Origin of the sequence: Devosia submarina, assembly GCF_003056345.1 — a bacterium.
Lineage (GTDB): Bacteria > Pseudomonadota > Alphaproteobacteria > Rhizobiales > Devosiaceae > Devosia > Devosia submarina.
In genome coordinates this window covers 13,643-30,145 of the sequence record NZ_PYWB01000005.1, presented here as the reverse complement: position 1 = coordinate 30,145, position 16,503 = coordinate 13,643, and the positions used below count along the sequence as shown (strand labels likewise).

The 16,503-nt window shown below is 59.9% G+C and carries 13 protein-coding genes; 1 reads left to right on the top strand and 12 read right to left on the bottom strand.

What is annotated here, in order from left to right; genetic code table 11:
• Window positions 1-16 precede the first annotated feature (16 nt).
• From manD to DDE77_RS08180, 5 genes are all read right to left on the bottom strand, one after another.
• Window positions 17-1,225: a D-mannonate dehydratase ManD gene (gene manD, locus DDE77_RS08200; RefSeq protein WP_108396984.1), complete on the bottom strand. Its 1,209-nt coding sequence runs from the start codon at window positions 1,223-1,225 to the stop codon at window positions 17-19.
• The gene (locus DDE77_RS08195) at window positions 1,222-2,916 is read right to left on the bottom strand and encodes an ABC transporter ATP-binding protein (protein WP_108396983.1); all 1,695 of its coding nucleotides are present in this window, start codon (window positions 2,914-2,916) and stop codon (window positions 1,222-1,224) included. Before DDE77_RS08195 ends, manD begins: the two co-directional genes overlap by 4 nt.
• Window positions 2,913-4,073 (bottom strand): ABC transporter permease, encoded by a 1,161-nt coding sequence (locus DDE77_RS08190; protein ID WP_108396982.1) that lies wholly within the window; start codon window positions 4,071-4,073, stop codon window positions 2,913-2,915. Before DDE77_RS08190 ends, DDE77_RS08195 begins: the two co-directional genes overlap by 4 nt.
• Entirely contained in the window at window positions 4,070-5,056 is a 987-nt protein-coding gene (locus DDE77_RS08185) for an ABC transporter permease (protein WP_108396981.1), read from the bottom strand. Before DDE77_RS08185 ends, DDE77_RS08190 begins: the two co-directional genes overlap by 4 nt.
• A 70-nt stretch (window positions 5,057-5,126) precedes the next feature.
• Window positions 5,127-7,067, bottom strand: coding sequence for an ABC transporter substrate-binding protein (locus DDE77_RS08180; protein WP_108397222.1), 1,941 nt, complete (start codon window positions 7,065-7,067; stop codon window positions 5,127-5,129).
• A 185-nt stretch (window positions 7,068-7,252) separates the two neighbouring features.
• On the opposite strand from DDE77_RS08180, the gene DDE77_RS08175 reads away from it, so the two are divergent.
• Window positions 7,253-7,954, top strand: a complete 702-nt coding sequence (locus DDE77_RS08175) for a GntR family transcriptional regulator (RefSeq protein ID WP_108396980.1) — start codon at window positions 7,253-7,255, stop codon at window positions 7,952-7,954.
• A 706-nt stretch (window positions 7,955-8,660) separates the two neighbouring features.
• Here DDE77_RS08175 and DDE77_RS08170 read toward each other — a convergent pair.
• From DDE77_RS08170 to DDE77_RS08140, 7 genes are all read right to left on the bottom strand, one after another.
• Window positions 8,661-9,875, bottom strand: a complete 1,215-nt coding sequence (locus tag DDE77_RS08170; RefSeq protein ID WP_210204366.1) for a peptidase M16 family protein — start codon at window positions 9,873-9,875, stop codon at window positions 8,661-8,663.
• A gap of 77 nt (window positions 9,876-9,952) precedes the next feature.
• Window positions 9,953-10,963 carry a zinc-dependent alcohol dehydrogenase gene (locus DDE77_RS08165; protein WP_108396978.1) on the bottom strand — a complete coding sequence of 337 codons (1,011 nt, stop codon included), beginning with the start codon at window positions 10,961-10,963 and terminating at the stop codon, window positions 9,953-9,955.
• 6 nt (window positions 10,964-10,969) lie between these two features.
• Window positions 10,970-12,292: a histidinol dehydrogenase gene (gene hisD, locus DDE77_RS08160; protein WP_108396977.1), complete on the bottom strand. Its 1,323-nt coding sequence runs from the start codon at window positions 12,290-12,292 to the stop codon at window positions 10,970-10,972.
• A gap of 40 nt (window positions 12,293-12,332) precedes the next feature.
• Window positions 12,333-13,133: an ABC transporter permease gene (locus DDE77_RS08155; protein ID WP_108396976.1), complete on the bottom strand. Its 801-nt coding sequence runs from the start codon at window positions 13,131-13,133 to the stop codon at window positions 12,333-12,335.
• Entirely contained in the window at window positions 13,130-14,074 is a 945-nt protein-coding gene (locus tag DDE77_RS08150) for an ABC transporter permease subunit (protein WP_108397221.1), read from the bottom strand. The genes DDE77_RS08155 and DDE77_RS08150 overlap by 4 nt, the downstream gene beginning before the upstream one ends.
• Window positions 14,075-14,140: 66 nt before the next feature.
• Window positions 14,141-15,247: an ABC transporter substrate-binding protein gene (locus DDE77_RS08145; protein WP_108396975.1), complete on the bottom strand. Its 1,107-nt coding sequence runs from the start codon at window positions 15,245-15,247 to the stop codon at window positions 14,141-14,143.
• 34 nt (window positions 15,248-15,281) lie between these two features.
• On the bottom strand, window positions 15,282-16,412 hold the full coding sequence (locus tag DDE77_RS08140) for an ABC transporter ATP-binding protein (RefSeq protein WP_108396974.1): 1,131 nt from the start codon (window positions 16,410-16,412) through the stop codon (window positions 15,282-15,284).
• Window positions 16,413-16,503: the final 91 nt, after the last annotated feature.

The window sequence follows — 16,503 nt, the reverse complement described above, 5'->3', positions numbered from 1 at the left end:
TCGGGTTCGAGTGCTGTTACCAGTGCCAGAGAGTACCGTCTTCAAGACGGTTCACCGGCAGATAGGCGCGCTGGTAGGGATATTTGGCGGCAAGTTCTTCATCTATGTCGACGCCATGGCCGAGCGCCTCGCCAGGGTGAAGCATGCCTCCCTTTAGGGACCAGGCACTGGGGAACACCTCAAGGATTTCCGGAAGGTAGCCCGAGAATTCCTGAATGCCGAAATTGGGTGCCCATAGATCGAGATGCAGATTGGCGCCAAGGCAGATGGGCGACATGTCCATTGCGCCATGGCATCCGGTGCGCACCGCATAGACCGATGCAAAATCCATGATCCGGCGCATCGGGGTAACGCCGCCCGCATGCACCACAGTCATGCGGATATAGTCGATCAGCTGCTCCTCCATGAGGAGGCGCGCATCCCAGATCGTGTTGAACACCTCGCCCACGGCCAGAGGCGTGGTTGTGTGTTGACGGATGAGGCGGAAACCTTCCTGCAGTTCCGCCGCTACCGTGTCTTCGAGCCAGAACAAATTGTAGGGTTCGAGTTCCTTGCCCAGCCGCGCTGCTTCGATCGGGGTCAGCCGGTGATGACTGTCATGAAGCAGATGCAGGTCCTTGCCATAGGTTTGGCGAACCTGCTTGAAGAGCTCGGGAACGTAGTTGAGATATTTGGACGTCGACCATGCTTCTTCGCGCGGCATGGCGTCGTCGGCGGCATTGGTGGTGACGGAATATTTGCCTGTGCCATAAACGTTGGGTAGGCCCGGAATGCCGGTCTGGCAGCGAACGGCCTTGTAGCCCTCGTCTACCCGCTTCCCCACTGCATCGACGCATTCAGCAATGTCAGTCCCCTGGGCGTGGGTATAGCACAGGATGTTTTCGCGTGAGGCGCCGCCCAGTAGCTGGTAGAGCGGCATACCGGCGGCCTTGGCCTTGATGTCCCAAAGCGCTGTGTCTATCCCAGAAATGGCACACATGGTAACCGGACCGCGACGCCAATAGGCACCGCGATAAAGGTATTGCCAGATGTCCTCGATCCGATGGGGATCGCGTCCGATCAGGCAGGGGATGACGTGTTCCTCGAGATAGGCGACCACGGCCAGTTCGCGGCCGTTGAGAGTGGCATCGCCGACGCCGTAGAGCCCCTCGTCGGTCATGATCTTGACCGTGACGAAGTTACGGCCCGGCGAGCAAACGATGACCTTGATGTCGGTGATTTTCACTTCTGGATCTCTTGGTAGCGAAAGCGATCAGCAAGGCGCCGGTCTCGCGGATCTGGATGGGGAATGGCCGATAGCAGGGCTTGGGTGTAGGCGTGCTGGGGTGAGCCGGTGACCGCCTCGGTGTCTCCAGCTTCCACGATCTTGCCGCGATACATCACAGCGACCCGGTCGCACATGTAGCGAATGACCGACATGTCGTGAGAGATGAAGATAAACGAGAGCCCCATCTCGTCCTGCAGCTTCATCATAAGGTCGAGCATTTGGCTGCGCAGGGAAACGTCGAGCGCCGAAGTGGCTTCGTCGGCAATGATCAGGCGCGGGCGGACAGAAATAGCCCGCGCGATGCCGATGCGCTGGCGTTGACCACCGGAAAAAGCGTGCGGGTAGCGTTCGCGCCAGCTGGGTTCTAGTCCCACCTGTTCCATGAGGCCGGCAACGCGATCATCAAGTTCCTTGCCGCGCGCCAGCTTGGCCAGTCGGAGCGGCTCGGCGATGATGTCGGCCACAGTCTTGCGCGGATTGAGGGAGCCGACCGGGTCCTGGAAGATCATGCGGATTTCCCGGCGCGCGGCCTTGAGTTCCTCCCCCCTTGCCGAGCACAGGTCGGTGACCGAGCCATCGGCGCGGCGGAAATTGGCCGTGCCTTGCTGCGGGTCATAGACGCGCAAGAGGCATCGGCCCATCGTGGTCTTGCCGGAGCCGCTCTCGCCGACAATGCCCAGGGTTTCGCCAGGGGAGACGGTGAGCGACACGTCGTCAACCGCCTTCATGCCGCCGGGAAACGTAAGGCTCATGTTGCGCACGTCAAGCAGCAGATCGGGTGCCAGAGATGCGGGTTCTCGAGCGACGCGCGCCTCGGCCTTGCTTTCAAGCTTCAGGACCGAGCCGATAAGCATGCGAGTATAGTCGCTTTGCGGCTCATGGAATATCTGCTCGACCGCCCCACGCTCCATGACCTTGCCACGATACATGACGAGCACTTCATCAGCGATCTCGGCAACAACGCCCATGTCGTGGGTGATGAACAGCACGGCCATGCCGTACTCCGCCTGCAGCCGCTTGATCAGCGTCAGGATCTCCGCCTGGGTGGTCACATCAAGGGCGGTTGTAGGCTCGTCGGCAATTAGCATGGACGGATTGCAGGCTAACGCCATGGCGATCATCACGCGCTGCCGCATGCCGCCGGAGAACTCGAACGTGTAGCGGTCAATTGCCTGCTCTGGATTGGGGATTTCCACTTGGGTCAAGAGCTCGATTACCCGCGCCCGCCGTTCTGCCTTGGGCATGCGGAAATGGATGCGCAAGGATTCCCCAATCTGCTCGCCCACGCGATGGATCGGCGAGAGCGAAGACATGGGCTCCTGGAAGATCATGGCGATCTCCCTGCCTCTAATAGACCGAATCTCGCCACCGCGCGGATCAAGCTTTGCAAGATCTACGCTGGTGCCATCGGGGCGAGTGAGCACCATGGAGCCGCCGACGATCTTTCCGGGCCGATCCACGATCTGCAGGACGGCGCGGGCCGACACGGATTTGCCTGATCCGCTTTCGCCCACAACGCACAGGGTCTTGCCGCGATAAAGGTCAAACGAAACGTCGTCGACAGCCTTCACGAGACCCATGCGGGTGGGAAACTGCACCTGCAGGTTTTTGACGCTCAGGACCGGAGTGGCTGGAGTAGCGGAGGTCATGAATGGGCCTCGTATGGATCGGCAGCGTCGCGCAAGCCGTCACCAAGGAAGTTAAGGCTCAGGATCGAGATGATAATGGCGGCTGCTGGAGTGAAAAGCAGCCAGGGCGCCTGCGACACCGCCCGGATATTCTGCGCTTCCTGCAGCAGGGTACCCCAGGAGACGATGGGCGGCTGCAAGCCGATGCCAAGGAACGAGAGCGCGGTTTCAGCAAGGATCATTGTGGGGATCGCAAGGGTGAGCGTGGCGATGATGTGGCTCATGAACGAAGGCACCAAATGATGGAAGATGATGCCAATTTCGCTCATGCCATCGAGGCGCGCCGCGGTAACGAAATCTTCGTTTCTGAGCGAGAGGAACCGGCCTCTGACCTCGCGGGCAAGCGACGTCCAACCCAGCAGGGAAACGATCAGAGTGATAACGAAATAGGTCTGCAGCGGTGGCCATGAGAGTGGGATAGCCGCCGCAAGCCCCATCCACAGTGGTATGGTTGGAATTGAGCGCAGGAACTCAATAACGCGCTGGATTACCGTGTCCACTGCACCGCCAAAAAAACCCGAGATACCGCCAATAGTGATGCCAAGCACAAGGCTGAGAAACACACCAACAAGCCCAATGGAGAGCGAAATCCTTGCACCGTGCACAACACGGGAGAAAATATCGCGACCCAGCCGGTCAGCACCAAACAGATACATGGATACACCCGGACCTTCGTCGAGGGCCCCAATAAGCTTGTGCTGCATCGGGATGAAGCCAAGCAGGGTGTAAGGCGCAGTGGGGACAAAGAACCCAACGCGAACCGGCGCTTCCGGGTCGGGAGTAAAGACGCGCCGCATGGACTCGGTGTTGAGCTCCATGGCCAAGCCATCGACATGGGGAGCAAAGCTGCCATCAACAAACAGCCCAAGCGCCTGCGGCGGCGCGTAGGTGAAGCGCGCATTGGTGGCGTTAGGGTCGTAGGGCGCAATGAAGTCAGCGAGCGCCGCAACTAGGTACAGGAACAGCACGACAAACAGGCTGGCCACGGCCAAGCGATGCTTGACGAACTTGAGCCAGAACAGCTTCCACTGACCGGCAACGGCGATATCGGCGCTGCGGGCATCAACGACGGCATGGTCGATGCCGGACGGCGGCAGGTTTGAAAGTTCTGTCGTCATTGCAGGCGTATCCTTGGGTCGGCGATCGCGAGCAGAATGTCCGAAATCAGGGTGCCGATAATGGTTAGGACAGAGATGAGCAGGATCAGCGAACCCGCCAGATACATGTCCTGGGACAGCAAGGCGCGAAGCAGTAGCGGCCCCGTAGTGGGCAGGCTCATCACCACTGAAACGATGATCTCACCGGAAACAACTGCCGGCAGAATCCAGCCCAGGGTCGAGATCAGAGGATTGAGCGCCATGCGCACAGGATAGCGCAGCAGCAGCTCAAGCTCGGACATGCCCTTGGCGCGAGCGGTCGTGACGTAAGGGCGATGGATCTCGTCAAGCAGATTGGCACGCATGATGCGGACAAGCGCAGCCAGACTTCCGATGCCGATGACGCAAACCGGCAACCAAACGTGCGAAAGAAAGTCCCAGACGCGCGGTAGGCTCCAGGCGGCGTTTACAAACTCGGGCGAGAAAAGTCCGCCCACGCTCTGCCCGAAATAGGTCGAGAGAATATACATGGAGACCAGTGCCAAAAGGAAATCGGGCACGGCGAGCATGAAGAAGGCAAGGAAGGTGACGCCGTAGTCGGTGATCGAATACTGGCGAACTGCCGAAATGATGCCGATCGGTATGGCCAATGCCCATACGAAGCAAAGCGTTAGTGCGGCCAACAGGAACGAGAAGCCGAGCCGCCCCCAGATAACATCCGTAACCGGACGATTGAGCTCGAAGGAGATCCCAAAATCGCCACGGAAGACGATGCTGGAAACCCATTTCCAGTATTGAACATAGATAGGCTGATCGAGGCCGAAGCGCTCGCGCATTGCCGCAATCGTGCCTTCTTCAAGCGAACCGCCGGAGCTGGCAAGATCAGCCATCAAGGTCGAAAGATAGTCGCCTGGCGGCAACTGGATGATGATGAATGCAACGATCGAAACGGCGATCATTGTGGGAATGGCGAAGAGTAGGCGCTTGAAGATGAAAAGCAGCATCTTCGCCTCCAGAAAAATTAGGTGTTTGGTCGAGACGGGGTGGCTTGGCGCCACCCCGCAACTGGTTGGCTTATTCGGCGCGGTCGAAGTACCACTGGCTCAGTGTAGGAGCTGGGTGCCAGAGGTTACCGGTGATCGGGATGCCCTGGACGACGTTCTTGATGTCGTTGTTGACCAGCATGTATTTCGGCATTGGCCGGGAAATGCCAATCGTGAAGAGATTGTCCGCGCTGATCGCAAGGAATTCCTTCATCTCGCGGAGCCGGTCCTCGTCGGTGACGGCAGCCTTGACCTCGTCATAGGCCTGGTAGGCATCCTTCACGCGCTGCGGAGGCTCTTCACCCGTTGATGGGTCGGAGTACCACTCGGACCACTTAGAGGCGAAGAAGATATCCGCTTTCTGGAAGGGGATATAGCAACGGACATCGGTATAGGCTTCCGAAAGGCCGCCGACGCAGTTCCAGATATAGGCTTCCTGCTCGTTGGCGTACCACATGGTATTAAGGCGCGCCCGGTCGGTGGTGCGGATCTGGATGTCAATGCCGACCTCGGCAGCGTATTGCTGCACCATCTGCATGATGTCCGGGTAGGACAAACCGAACACGTCTGCCACCATGAAGTTGATGGTGAAGCGGTTACCATCGGGCCCCAAGCGGAAACCCTGGGCGTCCTTTTCGGGCATGATCTTGTCGAGCATCTGGTTGGCCAGTTCCGGATTATACTCGGTGTACTGGGTCGACATCTTCTCGTCGTAGAGCTCGTGGTCGGGCTGCGGCGCGACTTGAGACGGAGCCCCCTGCCCCACGTACACGAGGTCGATGATATCCTGCCGGTTGATCGCATGGCTCAAGGCGATGCGGAAATCCTTGTTGTTGAAGATCTCGTTCTTGATCGGATCTTCGACGTTCAGGTTGAGAAGCAGGGTTGCATCGTTCGCCGGCAGATCCTTGACGTCCACGAAGTGGTAATTGCCTGTCTCCTGTCCATCGAACAGCACCGACTTGTAGGTCGAGTTGTTGATGTGGCGGAAGGCGAAGTCGAGTTCGCCGGCAGTCATCCGCAGCAGCATCAACTGAGGATCATCGAGTTTTGCCCAGGTGACGTTGTCGATATAGGGCAGCTGGTTACCTTCGGGATCGACCTTCCAATAATAGGGATTGCGCACCGCCTCGACTCGATCGGTATCCGCATAGGGAACCGTAAGGACATACGGGTTCAGCGTAGGCAGCTCCAAGTTCTGCCAATAGGCAGGCTGGAAGCTGACAGAAACCTTGGAATTGAACAGCGCCACCCAATCGGCCGCCGTGGCATCTTGCTCAAGAAGCGCCGGAATGCCCTCGGCATTGTACTTCTCGTGGAACTGGCTGAGGTAATGCCTCGGGTAAATGACGGGCAAATGCCCCTGGCCGTAAGCGAGCTGTTGCAAGAACAAGCCATATGGCGAAGCAAACTTAAACTCGACTGTTTGCTCGTCAATCTTGGTAACGACGACTGGCTCGCCGCCGACCACAAAGATCGGGTTCTTGTCGGGCGTCAACGCGGGATTGGAGAACACGTCCTCGTACCAGAACATGATGTCATCGACAGTGAAAGGCGCACCATCAGACCACTTGAGCCCCTCGCGCAGCTTGAAAGTATAAGTCGTTGCATCGTCCGAAGCAGTAACTTCTTCGGCCAACGAAGGCACGACTTCAGTCCAGTCGGGCGTCCAACGCACCAGCAGTTCGTTGGCAATCGTGCGTGTTAGATTGTAATGATCACCATTGGCGAGGATGGTCGTGCGGAGCGTTCCGCCGTACTGTCCGATCCCATCGACCATGGTTTCGACATACGGATTGGCAGGCAACCGCTCTTCCACGGGCGGCAAACCGCCAGATTCTACCTTGGCATCAAGCATGGGTGCTTGCTTGAATTCTTGAGCCCATGCCAGCGAGCTCGTCGACAGCAATGCCGTCACGAACGCACCGAACGCAAGCTTACCCAAACCGCGTTTAGTCATATGAAAGGTCATTTTTCCTCCGCCCGGCGCAACGCCTGCAAACGACATTTGGAACATACCGGGCCGCTTGATGCGGCCACTCATTGCGCGGCATTCTCGGCTGCCGGTACTCAGTACTTTCCAGATCGTACATTATCTGTCAACTTCGAAGTACCAAATCCGCAAACCTTCTATAACATGCCTCCGAAAGCCACAACATGACCGAAGTCGTAGAAGACCCTATTAGCCCTGAGCAGGACCTCGGCAGCGATGGAGCTGTGGATGCGGGCATCTACCAGCAGATCCTTCAGGACATTTTGGAAGGACGTCTCACAGCCAATGAACGGCTAAAGGTGAGAGCACTTGCTGAGCGCTATGGCACGAGTACCAACCCTATCCGGGAGGCGCTGCAGCAGCTGCGAGGCGAAGGCTTCGTGCTCTTTACGGCTAATCGTGGAGCACGCGTCCGGCCAATCGATGAAGATTTCGCCCGTGACATTTACGAAGTAGAGGCTCAGATCGAGCCCTATCTAACATCCTGGTTTGTTGGCATCGCCACAAATGACGACATTCGGCGCCTGGAATTGGTGCAGGATGAGATCGAAGCCTTGGGCTTCGATGATCCACTGCGCCATTCGGAGTTGGACACCCAGTTCCACCAGATAATCTACGACGGTCACTACAACCGCCACGCAGCAGATCTATGGTGGCGCCACCGCGAGATCCTGCGGGCTATTGCACGCCGGTTCCCCTACTCAATGGTGCGACGCAAGGAGATTATCTCTGAGCACCGCCAGATAATCGAAAAAATAAGGCTCCAAGACGCCGCCGGCGCAGCCGAAGTGGTTCGAATGCACATCATGGGATCGGGTCGGCACATCGTCGAGCACATGCGCTCCGCACGTATTCGGAAACTTTAGCTGATGAATACAGGGTGCCGCGCCTACGGCAGAGACGCTCTCTGGTTCGTCCGATTATAAAGGCTAGCGGCACGATGATAGCCGTTGGATCGTCAGTAGTCGTCGCAAAGGCTATTAAGGCTTACCAGTCATAGCCCCCGAGCTCGTGGAGATAGATGATTTGCTACGACTTGCTGTGGAGACGGTGGCGAGCGTACTTGCGCTGAAGCAGGTTTCGTCAAAGCCTCGGCCCTAGGTGTCATTATCGCCGTTGCCGCAGCAATAACCGGAAGCAACACTCCGAGCTATTGGGCGCCTGCCGCTCAACACCCAAATTTCAAAACGGGAATCCTTGTTCAGCATGGTCAGGAGGTTAGTTACGGCAACACCATCTCCTACCTTGCGACTACAAACGGACAGGCTGCTTACGGCCCCTACCCTGCCCTTCAGGGTGCGCAACCTAACGGCAGAAACGAGTGGTAAGCAGACTGGCGGCATCTGGCGCGCAAATGGCGAAAGCCGACATCGCGGACTTGCGGACGAAGAGTTATTGACACCGTATTGTATTACCTCGTGACGTAGACACTCCCCGTAGGCGTCTGGTCGCCAATCTGGCAGAGCGCAAGCACCCGGCATGTCCCGGCGACCCATCTTGCCGCCGCAAGGACCACCGGGACAAGCCCGGTGGTGACGACAATTGGGCATGACGGTTCGGCATAAGGTCCAGTCAGCGCGGTGTGACTTGATCCAGCATTGCCGAGACGAAATCGGACCCGCCCAGGGGCTCGCTGCCGGCGCGGACCGCGTTGGCGAAACCGATCAGCGATGAGGTTGGATTGTGGCGCGAGGCGCCCGCTCGCAGGTTCATGACCAGCGTCGGGCAGAGGAACAGCGATAGGCGGACGACACGGCGCCAGTCTTGCGGCAGCAAGTCGCGATTCCTAAGCAATTGCAGCAGCGGCTTCCAGGACTTCTCGGCCTTGATGCGCAGGAGGTCGGCGCGCACGGGCGTCAACTGCCAGTCCGTTTCGATCTCCAGCGTGCCATTGCTGTAGCGCGCGCTGGCCGAATAGGTTCGCTCGAGCTCTTCAGGGTCGTAGAGCCAGAGCGGATGCGCGAGGATATTGTGGAAGGTGGTCTTCACCTCCGCCAGCAGGGTCGGCACATTGTCGCCGGCAAAGGCCGGGTCGAAGAAGCTGAGATCGGCGCTGTTCCCCTGCTCCACGAACCAGACATTGGCATTATGCGCATCGCCATGCGCGACGACGCCACCCACATCAGCCAGCAGCGAAGGCTTGAGGCGAGCATGAGCGCCGTCGAAAAGCTGGCGGATCGTTTCGCTATAAGCGACGCCATTGATGACGAACCGAGCATCGGCGAAGTCCGGCCAAGTGAGAGTGGCGCCGGGAAAGGCAAAACTCTGGTCGACATAAAAGCTCTTGAGACGCCCGCCGGGATAGGCGCCCGTGGCCGGATCGATCAGGCGCTCGAAAAACAGGCGATTGATCGGCTCATTGGCGGCCTCATCGGCTGCGATCGGATGGAGGGTCTGTCGATAGACGTCCATGACCCGGTCACTCAGCCGGCTCTCCGCATCGGCAGCAATACGGCGCAGCGCCGGATCGTCCTTGAGGTCGAGGGCCCGCAGCACATCGGAAAGGCGGCGATCCTTGCGCCGGCGATAGACCAGGATCTGCTCGCCCGGCAGCACGGACATATGCACCGGCCGATCGACCGGCAGGCCGGCGCGGGCGAGGATGTCGGCGCGATAATATTCCCCGCTCATCGCCTCCTCGCCTTCCTCCTGGTGGAACTTGAAGAAATAGGCCTCGGTGTCGGTATCGAAGAAGCCGTTGAGCGAATTGAGGCTGTACTGATCGTAGTTGATCGTGACGTTGCGCGGATGGATGTCGAACAGATCGTGCAACAGCTCGCCCAGCATCAGCTGGGCGCGATCAGGATTGTCCTTGGCGACCGCGCGGATTTCGGCCGTACGGCTGGGAGAGGCTGTCATGGCTGCTACGCGATCTCGATAATGGTTTTCAGCCCCCTCGCCTTTCCGGCAAGCAGGCGCTGGAAGGCGTCGGGCACCTCTTCGAGGCGCACGGTCTCGTTGATGAACTGCGGCAGGACGGCACTCAACTCACCCGCCATGGCAATGGCGTCCGGCAACTCGTCCTTGAAGGCGTGGGAGCCAAGGAGGGTGATTTCCCGCTCGACCAGCACGTTTGGATCGAGATCGAGCTTGCCGTGGCTGATGCCGACTAGAACCAGCCTGGAATTGCTGCCCATGAGCTCTATGACCGCGCAGAGCGCTGCAATGCTGCCGGTGGCGTCAATGGCGAAGCGGATCGGCTTGCCACCCAGCGCCTCTGCGATGGCAGCGCGCTCTAGAGCGACAATCTTGCAAGCAGTGGCTCGCGCTACGGCGTCGGCGCGTTCGACATTGCGGTCAGCCAGCAGAATGGGGCCGTCATGGCGCTTCGACAGAGCGAGGGCGCAAAGGCCCCCAATCGTGCCGCAGCCAACGACCAGCACCGGCGCGCCGGGCTCGACGGCGAGCTTGCCGAGCGCATGCAGCGCCACAGCAACCGGTTCAGACATGACGGCGAGATTTGCAGGCAGATCATCGGGCCGTTTGATAACGAGACGGGCGGGCAACAAGAGCTGCTCGGCAAAACCGCCATCGCAGACTTCGCCGATAAAACCCAGCGAGGCGCATGAATTGCGATCGCCCGAGCGGCAATTGTCACATTCTCCGCACCAATAGCGGGAATCGGCCACCACGGCGTCGCGTGGCATGAACCCCGTCACATCCGCTCCGACCGCGGCCACGCGGCCGCACACTTCATGGCCTACAATGGACGGCGACCGGCTGATCCACTGGCCGGTCGAGAAATTATGCAGGTCCGAGCCGCAGATACCCGCGGCTTCCACATCGATCAGAACCTCGCCCGGCCCGGGCTGCTGCGGGGCATCGACCTCTTCAAAGCGCAGGTCGCGGACGGCATGCAGACGAACGGCTTTCATGGGCTTTTACCGGACGTGCTTGTAGCGTTCGGGCGAGACGGCGATGGCATGGGACGAAAAACCTTCGTAGAGGGCCAGCTTGTGGGCATGGCCGGCGAGCAGCGGGAAACCGGCGGCGGTCACATAGCCGATGGAGCTGCGCTTGACGAAGTCTGTCACCGACAGAGGCCCATAGGTGCGGGCCCAGCGGCTCGTGGGCAGCACGGCATTGGGTCCAAGGCCGAAGTTGCCGATCGAGCACGGCGTATATTGGCCGAGCAGGATTTCCGAGGCTTCAGTTATACGGCCGAGATGGTCATAAGGCTCGGTCGAGAGGATTTCGAGATGCTCGGGCGCATAGGCATTGATGAAATCGTAGCTCTGCTCCACTGCCTCGGTCAGCACGATGCCACCATTCTTGCCGGTCAGCACCGTGGTCGAAAAGCCGACGCGCTGTTCGGTCATCTGGGCCCAGAAGCCGGGCAGCGCGGCCAGTGCCTCTTCGGCGACGCGGCGGCTGTGGGTCACGAGATAGGCGGACGAGTCCGGGCCGTGCTCGGCTTCGATCAGCAGATCGAGGGCTGCGAGGCTGCCATCGACAGTATCATCGGCAAAGATGACGGCTTCCGACGGGCCGGCAGGGAGGCCGGTATCGAGCACTCCGGCGAGGAGGCGCTTGGCTGCGACGACCCAGGGGCTGCCCGGGCCGACGACCTTGAGCGCTGGCTTGATCGTATCGGTGCCATAGGCAACCGCCGCGACGGCCTGCGCACCGCCCACCTTGTAGACGGTTTCCACGCCGGCGAGACGCGCCGCCACCAGCGTTGCGGCATCCACCGTGCCATCGGGAGCCGGCGGGGTGACGATGGCGACATTGGGAACCCCGGCCACCATGGCAGGACCGGAGGTCATCATGGTCACGGACGGGAAGGAGCCCTTGCCGCGCGGCACGTAGAGCGCCACCGACTGGATGGGGGTGAAGCGATCGCCCGCGAAGGCGCCGGGACGGATCTCCTTCATCCACATAGTCTCAGGCTTCTGCTCTTCGTGGAAGCTGCGGATGTTTTCGGTGCCGAATTTGATGGCATCGATCACCTCAGCATCGACCAGTTTGAAAGCAGCGTCGAATTCGGCCTCGGTGACCTTAAGATTGCCCTTGTGCACGCCTTCGGAGCGATCGAAGTCACGCGCGAAGCGAACCAGCGCTTCGTCGCCTTGGGTCCGGACGGCCTCGATAATGGGCTTTACCTTCTCGATGACACCGGAGAGGTCGGCCTCTGAACGGCGCAACAGGGCTGCGCGCTGCTCCTGGTCGAGTTCGGCATAGGTGTGGAAGGACACATTGGTCATGGCGGGTCTCATGGAATAACGAGCGGCGACGCGAACGCCGTCACTTGGATTTGAGGAAGATGTCAAGGCCGACGAGCCGGTCCAGCAGCGCGATGATAATCGCCGCGCAGGCGATGAAGACGACCGAGATTGCGGCAAGATCGGGAGTGATGATCGAGCGAATGGAATTGTAGATCTGCACCGGCAGGGTGACGGTTCGGGCATCGGTCAGCAGCAGGCTGACGAGGAACTCGTTGAGTGCCAGGATGAACATTAGCAGCGACCCGCTGATCACACCCGGCATCACGGCCGGTAGCGTCACGTGAAAGAAGGTAGCGATGGGTGGTGCGCCGCAATTGGCGGCGGCAAGTTCGAGATCGGGATCGAGGTTCGCAGCGCTGGCGGTGACGGCCCAGATCATGAAGGGCAGATTGATGACGCAGCAGGCGATACCGATCGGCCAGATTTGCCCCAAAATGCCCATCTGCCCAAACAAGAGCATCAGGCCGATTCCCGAGCCGATTAGCGGGATGGTGAAGGGCAGCAGCAGGTAGACCTGCAGGCTGCGCTCGAACTTGATGGCATATTTAGCAAGGGCGATGCCGGCCAGTGTGCCAACGGGGATGGCAATCACAGTGCAGATCGCGGCAACAGTCAGTGATCGCATGAAGGCGCCGCGCAGGCCAACATCGCTGGCTATCTTGCCATACCACTGCAGCGAGAAGCCATTGGGCGGGAACACGATGATATTGCCCGAGGTGAAGCTGGCGCCTAACACTACGACGGTTGGCGCTGACAGGGTCAGGAGCACCAGGCCGACCATGACCCAGATGACGATTGATTTGCTCAGGGGAGCGGTCATTTCTTGCCCCTCCCCATGGCGAGCGTGCCGGCGCCGAAGACGGTGAAGATCACCCCGACAACCAGGGAGCCGATGCCGACAAGGAAGAGCGTCAACGCGGCACCCATCCCTTGGTCGGACGTGCGGAAGAACTGGTCATAGATGGCGTTGGCGATGAAATCCTGCGAGCCACCGCCCAGAACCGCTGGCATGGCGAAGTCGGTGAGCGAGAGGGTCAGAACGACAAGCCCTGCTCCGACCAGACCCGGCTTGGACATGGGAAGGATCACGTGGGTGAAGGTGCGCCACCAGTTGGCGCCGAGCGAGCTGGCGGCAGACTCGATCTCTTCGGGAATGGCAGTGATGGCCGGCGCCAGCATCAGCACGGCAAAGGGCAGCATATATTGCACGAGGCCGAACAGCACGGCGGGGTAATTGAACAGCAGGCGCTGCGGCTCTATGCCCACCCAGCCCAGCATTTCATTCATCACGCCCTGATTGCCTAGAATGATGAGCCAGCCATAGGCGCGCACGACCTGACCGATGAAGAAGGGCAGGAACAGCGCGATCAGCAGGAATTTTCGCAGCAGCGCACTGGGCGTGCGCACCATCAGATAGGCATAGGGAAAGGCAAAGATCAGCGACAGCAGCGTCACCACTGCCGCGCCAAGGAGAGAGCGCCAGATGATCATCCAGTAGAGCGGCTGCCTTAAGGCGGTCTGATAATTCGCCAGAGTAAAGTCGGCAGACGGCAGGAAGGTCGATCGATCCAGCACATGCAGGCTAGAATCCGCGATCTGCGCCATGCCGATGACCAGCAGCAGCACCAGCAGCACGGCCGGCGCCAGCATTAGATAGGGCACGGCGCCAGAGAAGCGGTTCGGCCAGAGGACTCGCGCCAGCATCTCGAGGGTGTCCATCACCCTCCATCGAAATGGATATGCGGTGCGATAGGATCGCATGGTAACTCCTTGCCGGTGGATGCCGCCCGGCATGGGCGACATCCCTGATCACAACGCCGGGCAGGCTTAGCCCTGCATGATCGCCTTGAACTTGCCGAACCACTCGCTCTCATGCTCGACCTGGATGGCGGTCGGAACGCGGATGAGGCGCTCGAAGTCCGCCGGCTCGGTCGGGTAGGACGGATCGCCGGCAAGGCCTTCCGGCGGCGTCAGGCCCGGTACCACGCCGGGCAGGCCCAGACCATCGAGCCAGACCTGCTGGGCGTCCTTGGAAATGGCGAAGTTGATGTACTGCTTGGCCCAGTAGAGTTCGTTCTCGGGCAGGCCCTTCGGGATCCACAGGCCATCGGTTTCGAACTTGGAGCCCTCTTCGGGGACCGTCCAAGCCAGCTCGATGCCGTTCTTCATGGCTTCACGAGCATTGGTCGAAATGGTCACGGCCAGATCGATCTCGCCATTCTGGAACCAGTTGGTGAAATCGGGATCTTCGCCGAGAAGGGGCTGCTGTTCCTTGACCTTCTCGATGAAGGACCAGGCAGCATCCATATTGTCCGGAATGTCTTCCAGCTTGCCGCCGCCGGCGACCTGTGCTGGGAAGTGGAAACCTATGCCGTCATTGTAGAGCGCGATACGGCCCTTGAATTTGGGATCGAGCAGCACCTGCAGCGACGTCGGCGCGCCCTCGGGGAAAGCCGATGGGCGATAGGCCAGCACATAGACATAGCCATAGGTATTGACGATCGGGTAGCCCTCGAGGCCAACCGGCTTGGCCAGTTCGGTCGTATTGGCAAGGTTAGCCAGATCGGACAGGTCCTCGGTTACGCCACGCAGTGCCGACTTGGTGGCATTGGTGGTGGTGTCCCAGTTGATGTGGATCGGCGGGATGCGACCCTGCGCAACGGCGGCCCAGACCTTGGGCTGGATTTCATTGTCTTCCGTGAGGTCATGGCGCACGGCAATGCCGGTTGCGGCAGTGAACGGATCGGACACGCCGGCCTGCAGGCTGGCGACCCAGGAGCCACCCCAGGCGCGCACGATGATTTCGGCTGGCTTTTCGGGTTCCTGCGCAAAGGCCTGCCCGGTCCAGCCGGTCGCGGCGAGGCCGCCAAGCGCGGCTGCGCTACCCAGGAAGCGGCGGCGCGTCAGCGCATAAGTCGATTTAGTCTTGGTCATCCGTTCTCTCCTGTTCCCACCGGGCACGCCCGGCCTAATTTGGATAGATCATTACGTCCTGCGGGTTCCAGCCGATGAACACGGCTTCGCCGATGCCGAACTGCTTGTGTGCAGCAGGGTCGTGGTCGAAGACCCTGATGATATTGCCATCCATGCCGACAGTGACTTCATACGCTGTCCGCTCCCCTTCGAAGATGGCATCCGTCACCGCTGCGGACAGCACCGTGCGGCACTGCCCGAGTTCGTCTGCACTGGTAGCCATGCGGACCTGTTCGGCCCGCAATGCGCCCACCACGTTTGCAGACACTGTCGGAGCGCCAGCGGCAGCGCTCCAATGTCCGATAAATTCTCTTTCGCCGGCCGCGAATATCACTTCCTGGCCGGCGGTCGACTTGACTGTGCCGTTGAGGAAATTGGTCACCCCGATAAAGCCGGCGACGAAGGCATTGGCAGGCGTGCGATAGGTCGCTGTGGGCGACGCCATCTGCTGGATACGCCCCTTGTCCATGACGACGACTTCGTCCGACACCACGAGGGCCTCGCGCTGGTCATGGGTGACGTTGATCGTGGTCACGCCCAACTCGCGCTGAATACGACGGAATTCGAGCTGCATTTCCTCGCGCAGCTTGCGGTCGAGCGCCGCCAGGGGCTCGTCGAGCAGGAGCAGGTCAGGCTCGAACACCAGGGCCCGTGCGATGGCGACGCGCTGCTGCTGACCACCTGAAAGCTGATGGATGCGGCGGTCGGCATAAGAACCAAGCTGCACCAGATCGAGGTAGCGCTGCACGCGCTCCGGAATGGTCGTGGCATCGAAGCGGCGCATCTTGAGCGGGAAGGCAACATTCTCAGCCGCCGTCATGTGCGGAAACAGCGCCAGCTTCTGGAACACCATGCCGACCGAGCGCTTGTGCGGCGGAGCTGCACTCACCGGCGCGCCATTGATGAAAATCTCGCCCGAACTCGGCTTCTGGAAACCGGCGATCATGCGCAGCAACGTCGTCTTGCCGGATCCGGAGGGACCAAGAATAGTCAGGAAACGTCCCTGGTCCAAATCGAATGACGCCGAGTCAACCGCATGGAAGCCATCGAAGGTCATGTTGACGTTCTGGACGGATACGGCGACCGCAGCCTTCTGTTTCCCGTCGCTTTTGGTCATGCCAGTCATTCAGGATCCTATCAGATCACCCACCAGGCGCCCGCCCTGTAAATGATGTCTATACATATTGGACTGCAGGTCAATCCATTTTTGAGCAAAC

Excerpts from the sequence above, each read along its gene's own strand:
- DDE77_RS08150 (WP_108397221.1), bottom strand. The coding sequence starts at position 14,074 with ATGCGATCCTATCGCACCGCATATCCATTTCGATGGAGGGTGATGGAC.
- DDE77_RS08165 (WP_108396978.1), bottom strand. The coding sequence starts at position 10,963 with ATGAAAGCCGTTCGTCTGCATGCCGTCCGCGACCTGCGCTTTGAAGAG.
- DDE77_RS08180 (WP_108397222.1), bottom strand. The coding sequence starts at position 7,067 with ATGACCTTTCATATGACTAAACGCGGTTTGGGTAAGCTTGCGTTCGGT.
- DDE77_RS08170 (WP_210204366.1), bottom strand. The coding sequence starts at position 9,875 with ATGCTGGGCGAGCTGTTGCACGATCTGTTCGACATCCATCCGCGCAAC.
- DDE77_RS08190 (WP_108396982.1), bottom strand. The coding sequence starts at position 4,073 with ATGACGACAGAACTTTCAAACCTGCCGCCGTCCGGCATCGACCATGCC.
- DDE77_RS08175 (WP_108396980.1), top strand. The coding sequence starts at position 7,253 with ATGACCGAAGTCGTAGAAGACCCTATTAGCCCTGAGCAGGACCTCGGC.
- DDE77_RS08155 (WP_108396976.1), bottom strand. The coding sequence starts at position 13,133 with ATGACCGCTCCCCTGAGCAAATCAATCGTCATCTGGGTCATGGTCGGC.
- hisD (WP_108396977.1), bottom strand. The coding sequence starts at position 12,292 with ATGACCAATGTGTCCTTCCACACCTATGCCGAACTCGACCAGGAGCAG.
- DDE77_RS08145 (WP_108396975.1), bottom strand. The coding sequence starts at position 15,247 with ATGACCAAGACTAAATCGACTTATGCGCTGACGCGCCGCCGCTTCCTG.
- DDE77_RS08140 (WP_108396974.1), bottom strand. The coding sequence starts at position 16,412 with ATGACTGGCATGACCAAAAGCGACGGGAAACAGAAGGCTGCGGTCGCC.
- DDE77_RS08195 (WP_108396983.1), bottom strand. The coding sequence starts at position 2,916 with ATGACCTCCGCTACTCCAGCCACTCCGGTCCTGAGCGTCAAAAACCTG.
- DDE77_RS08185 (WP_108396981.1), bottom strand. The coding sequence starts at position 5,056 with ATGCTGCTTTTCATCTTCAAGCGCCTACTCTTCGCCATTCCCACAATG.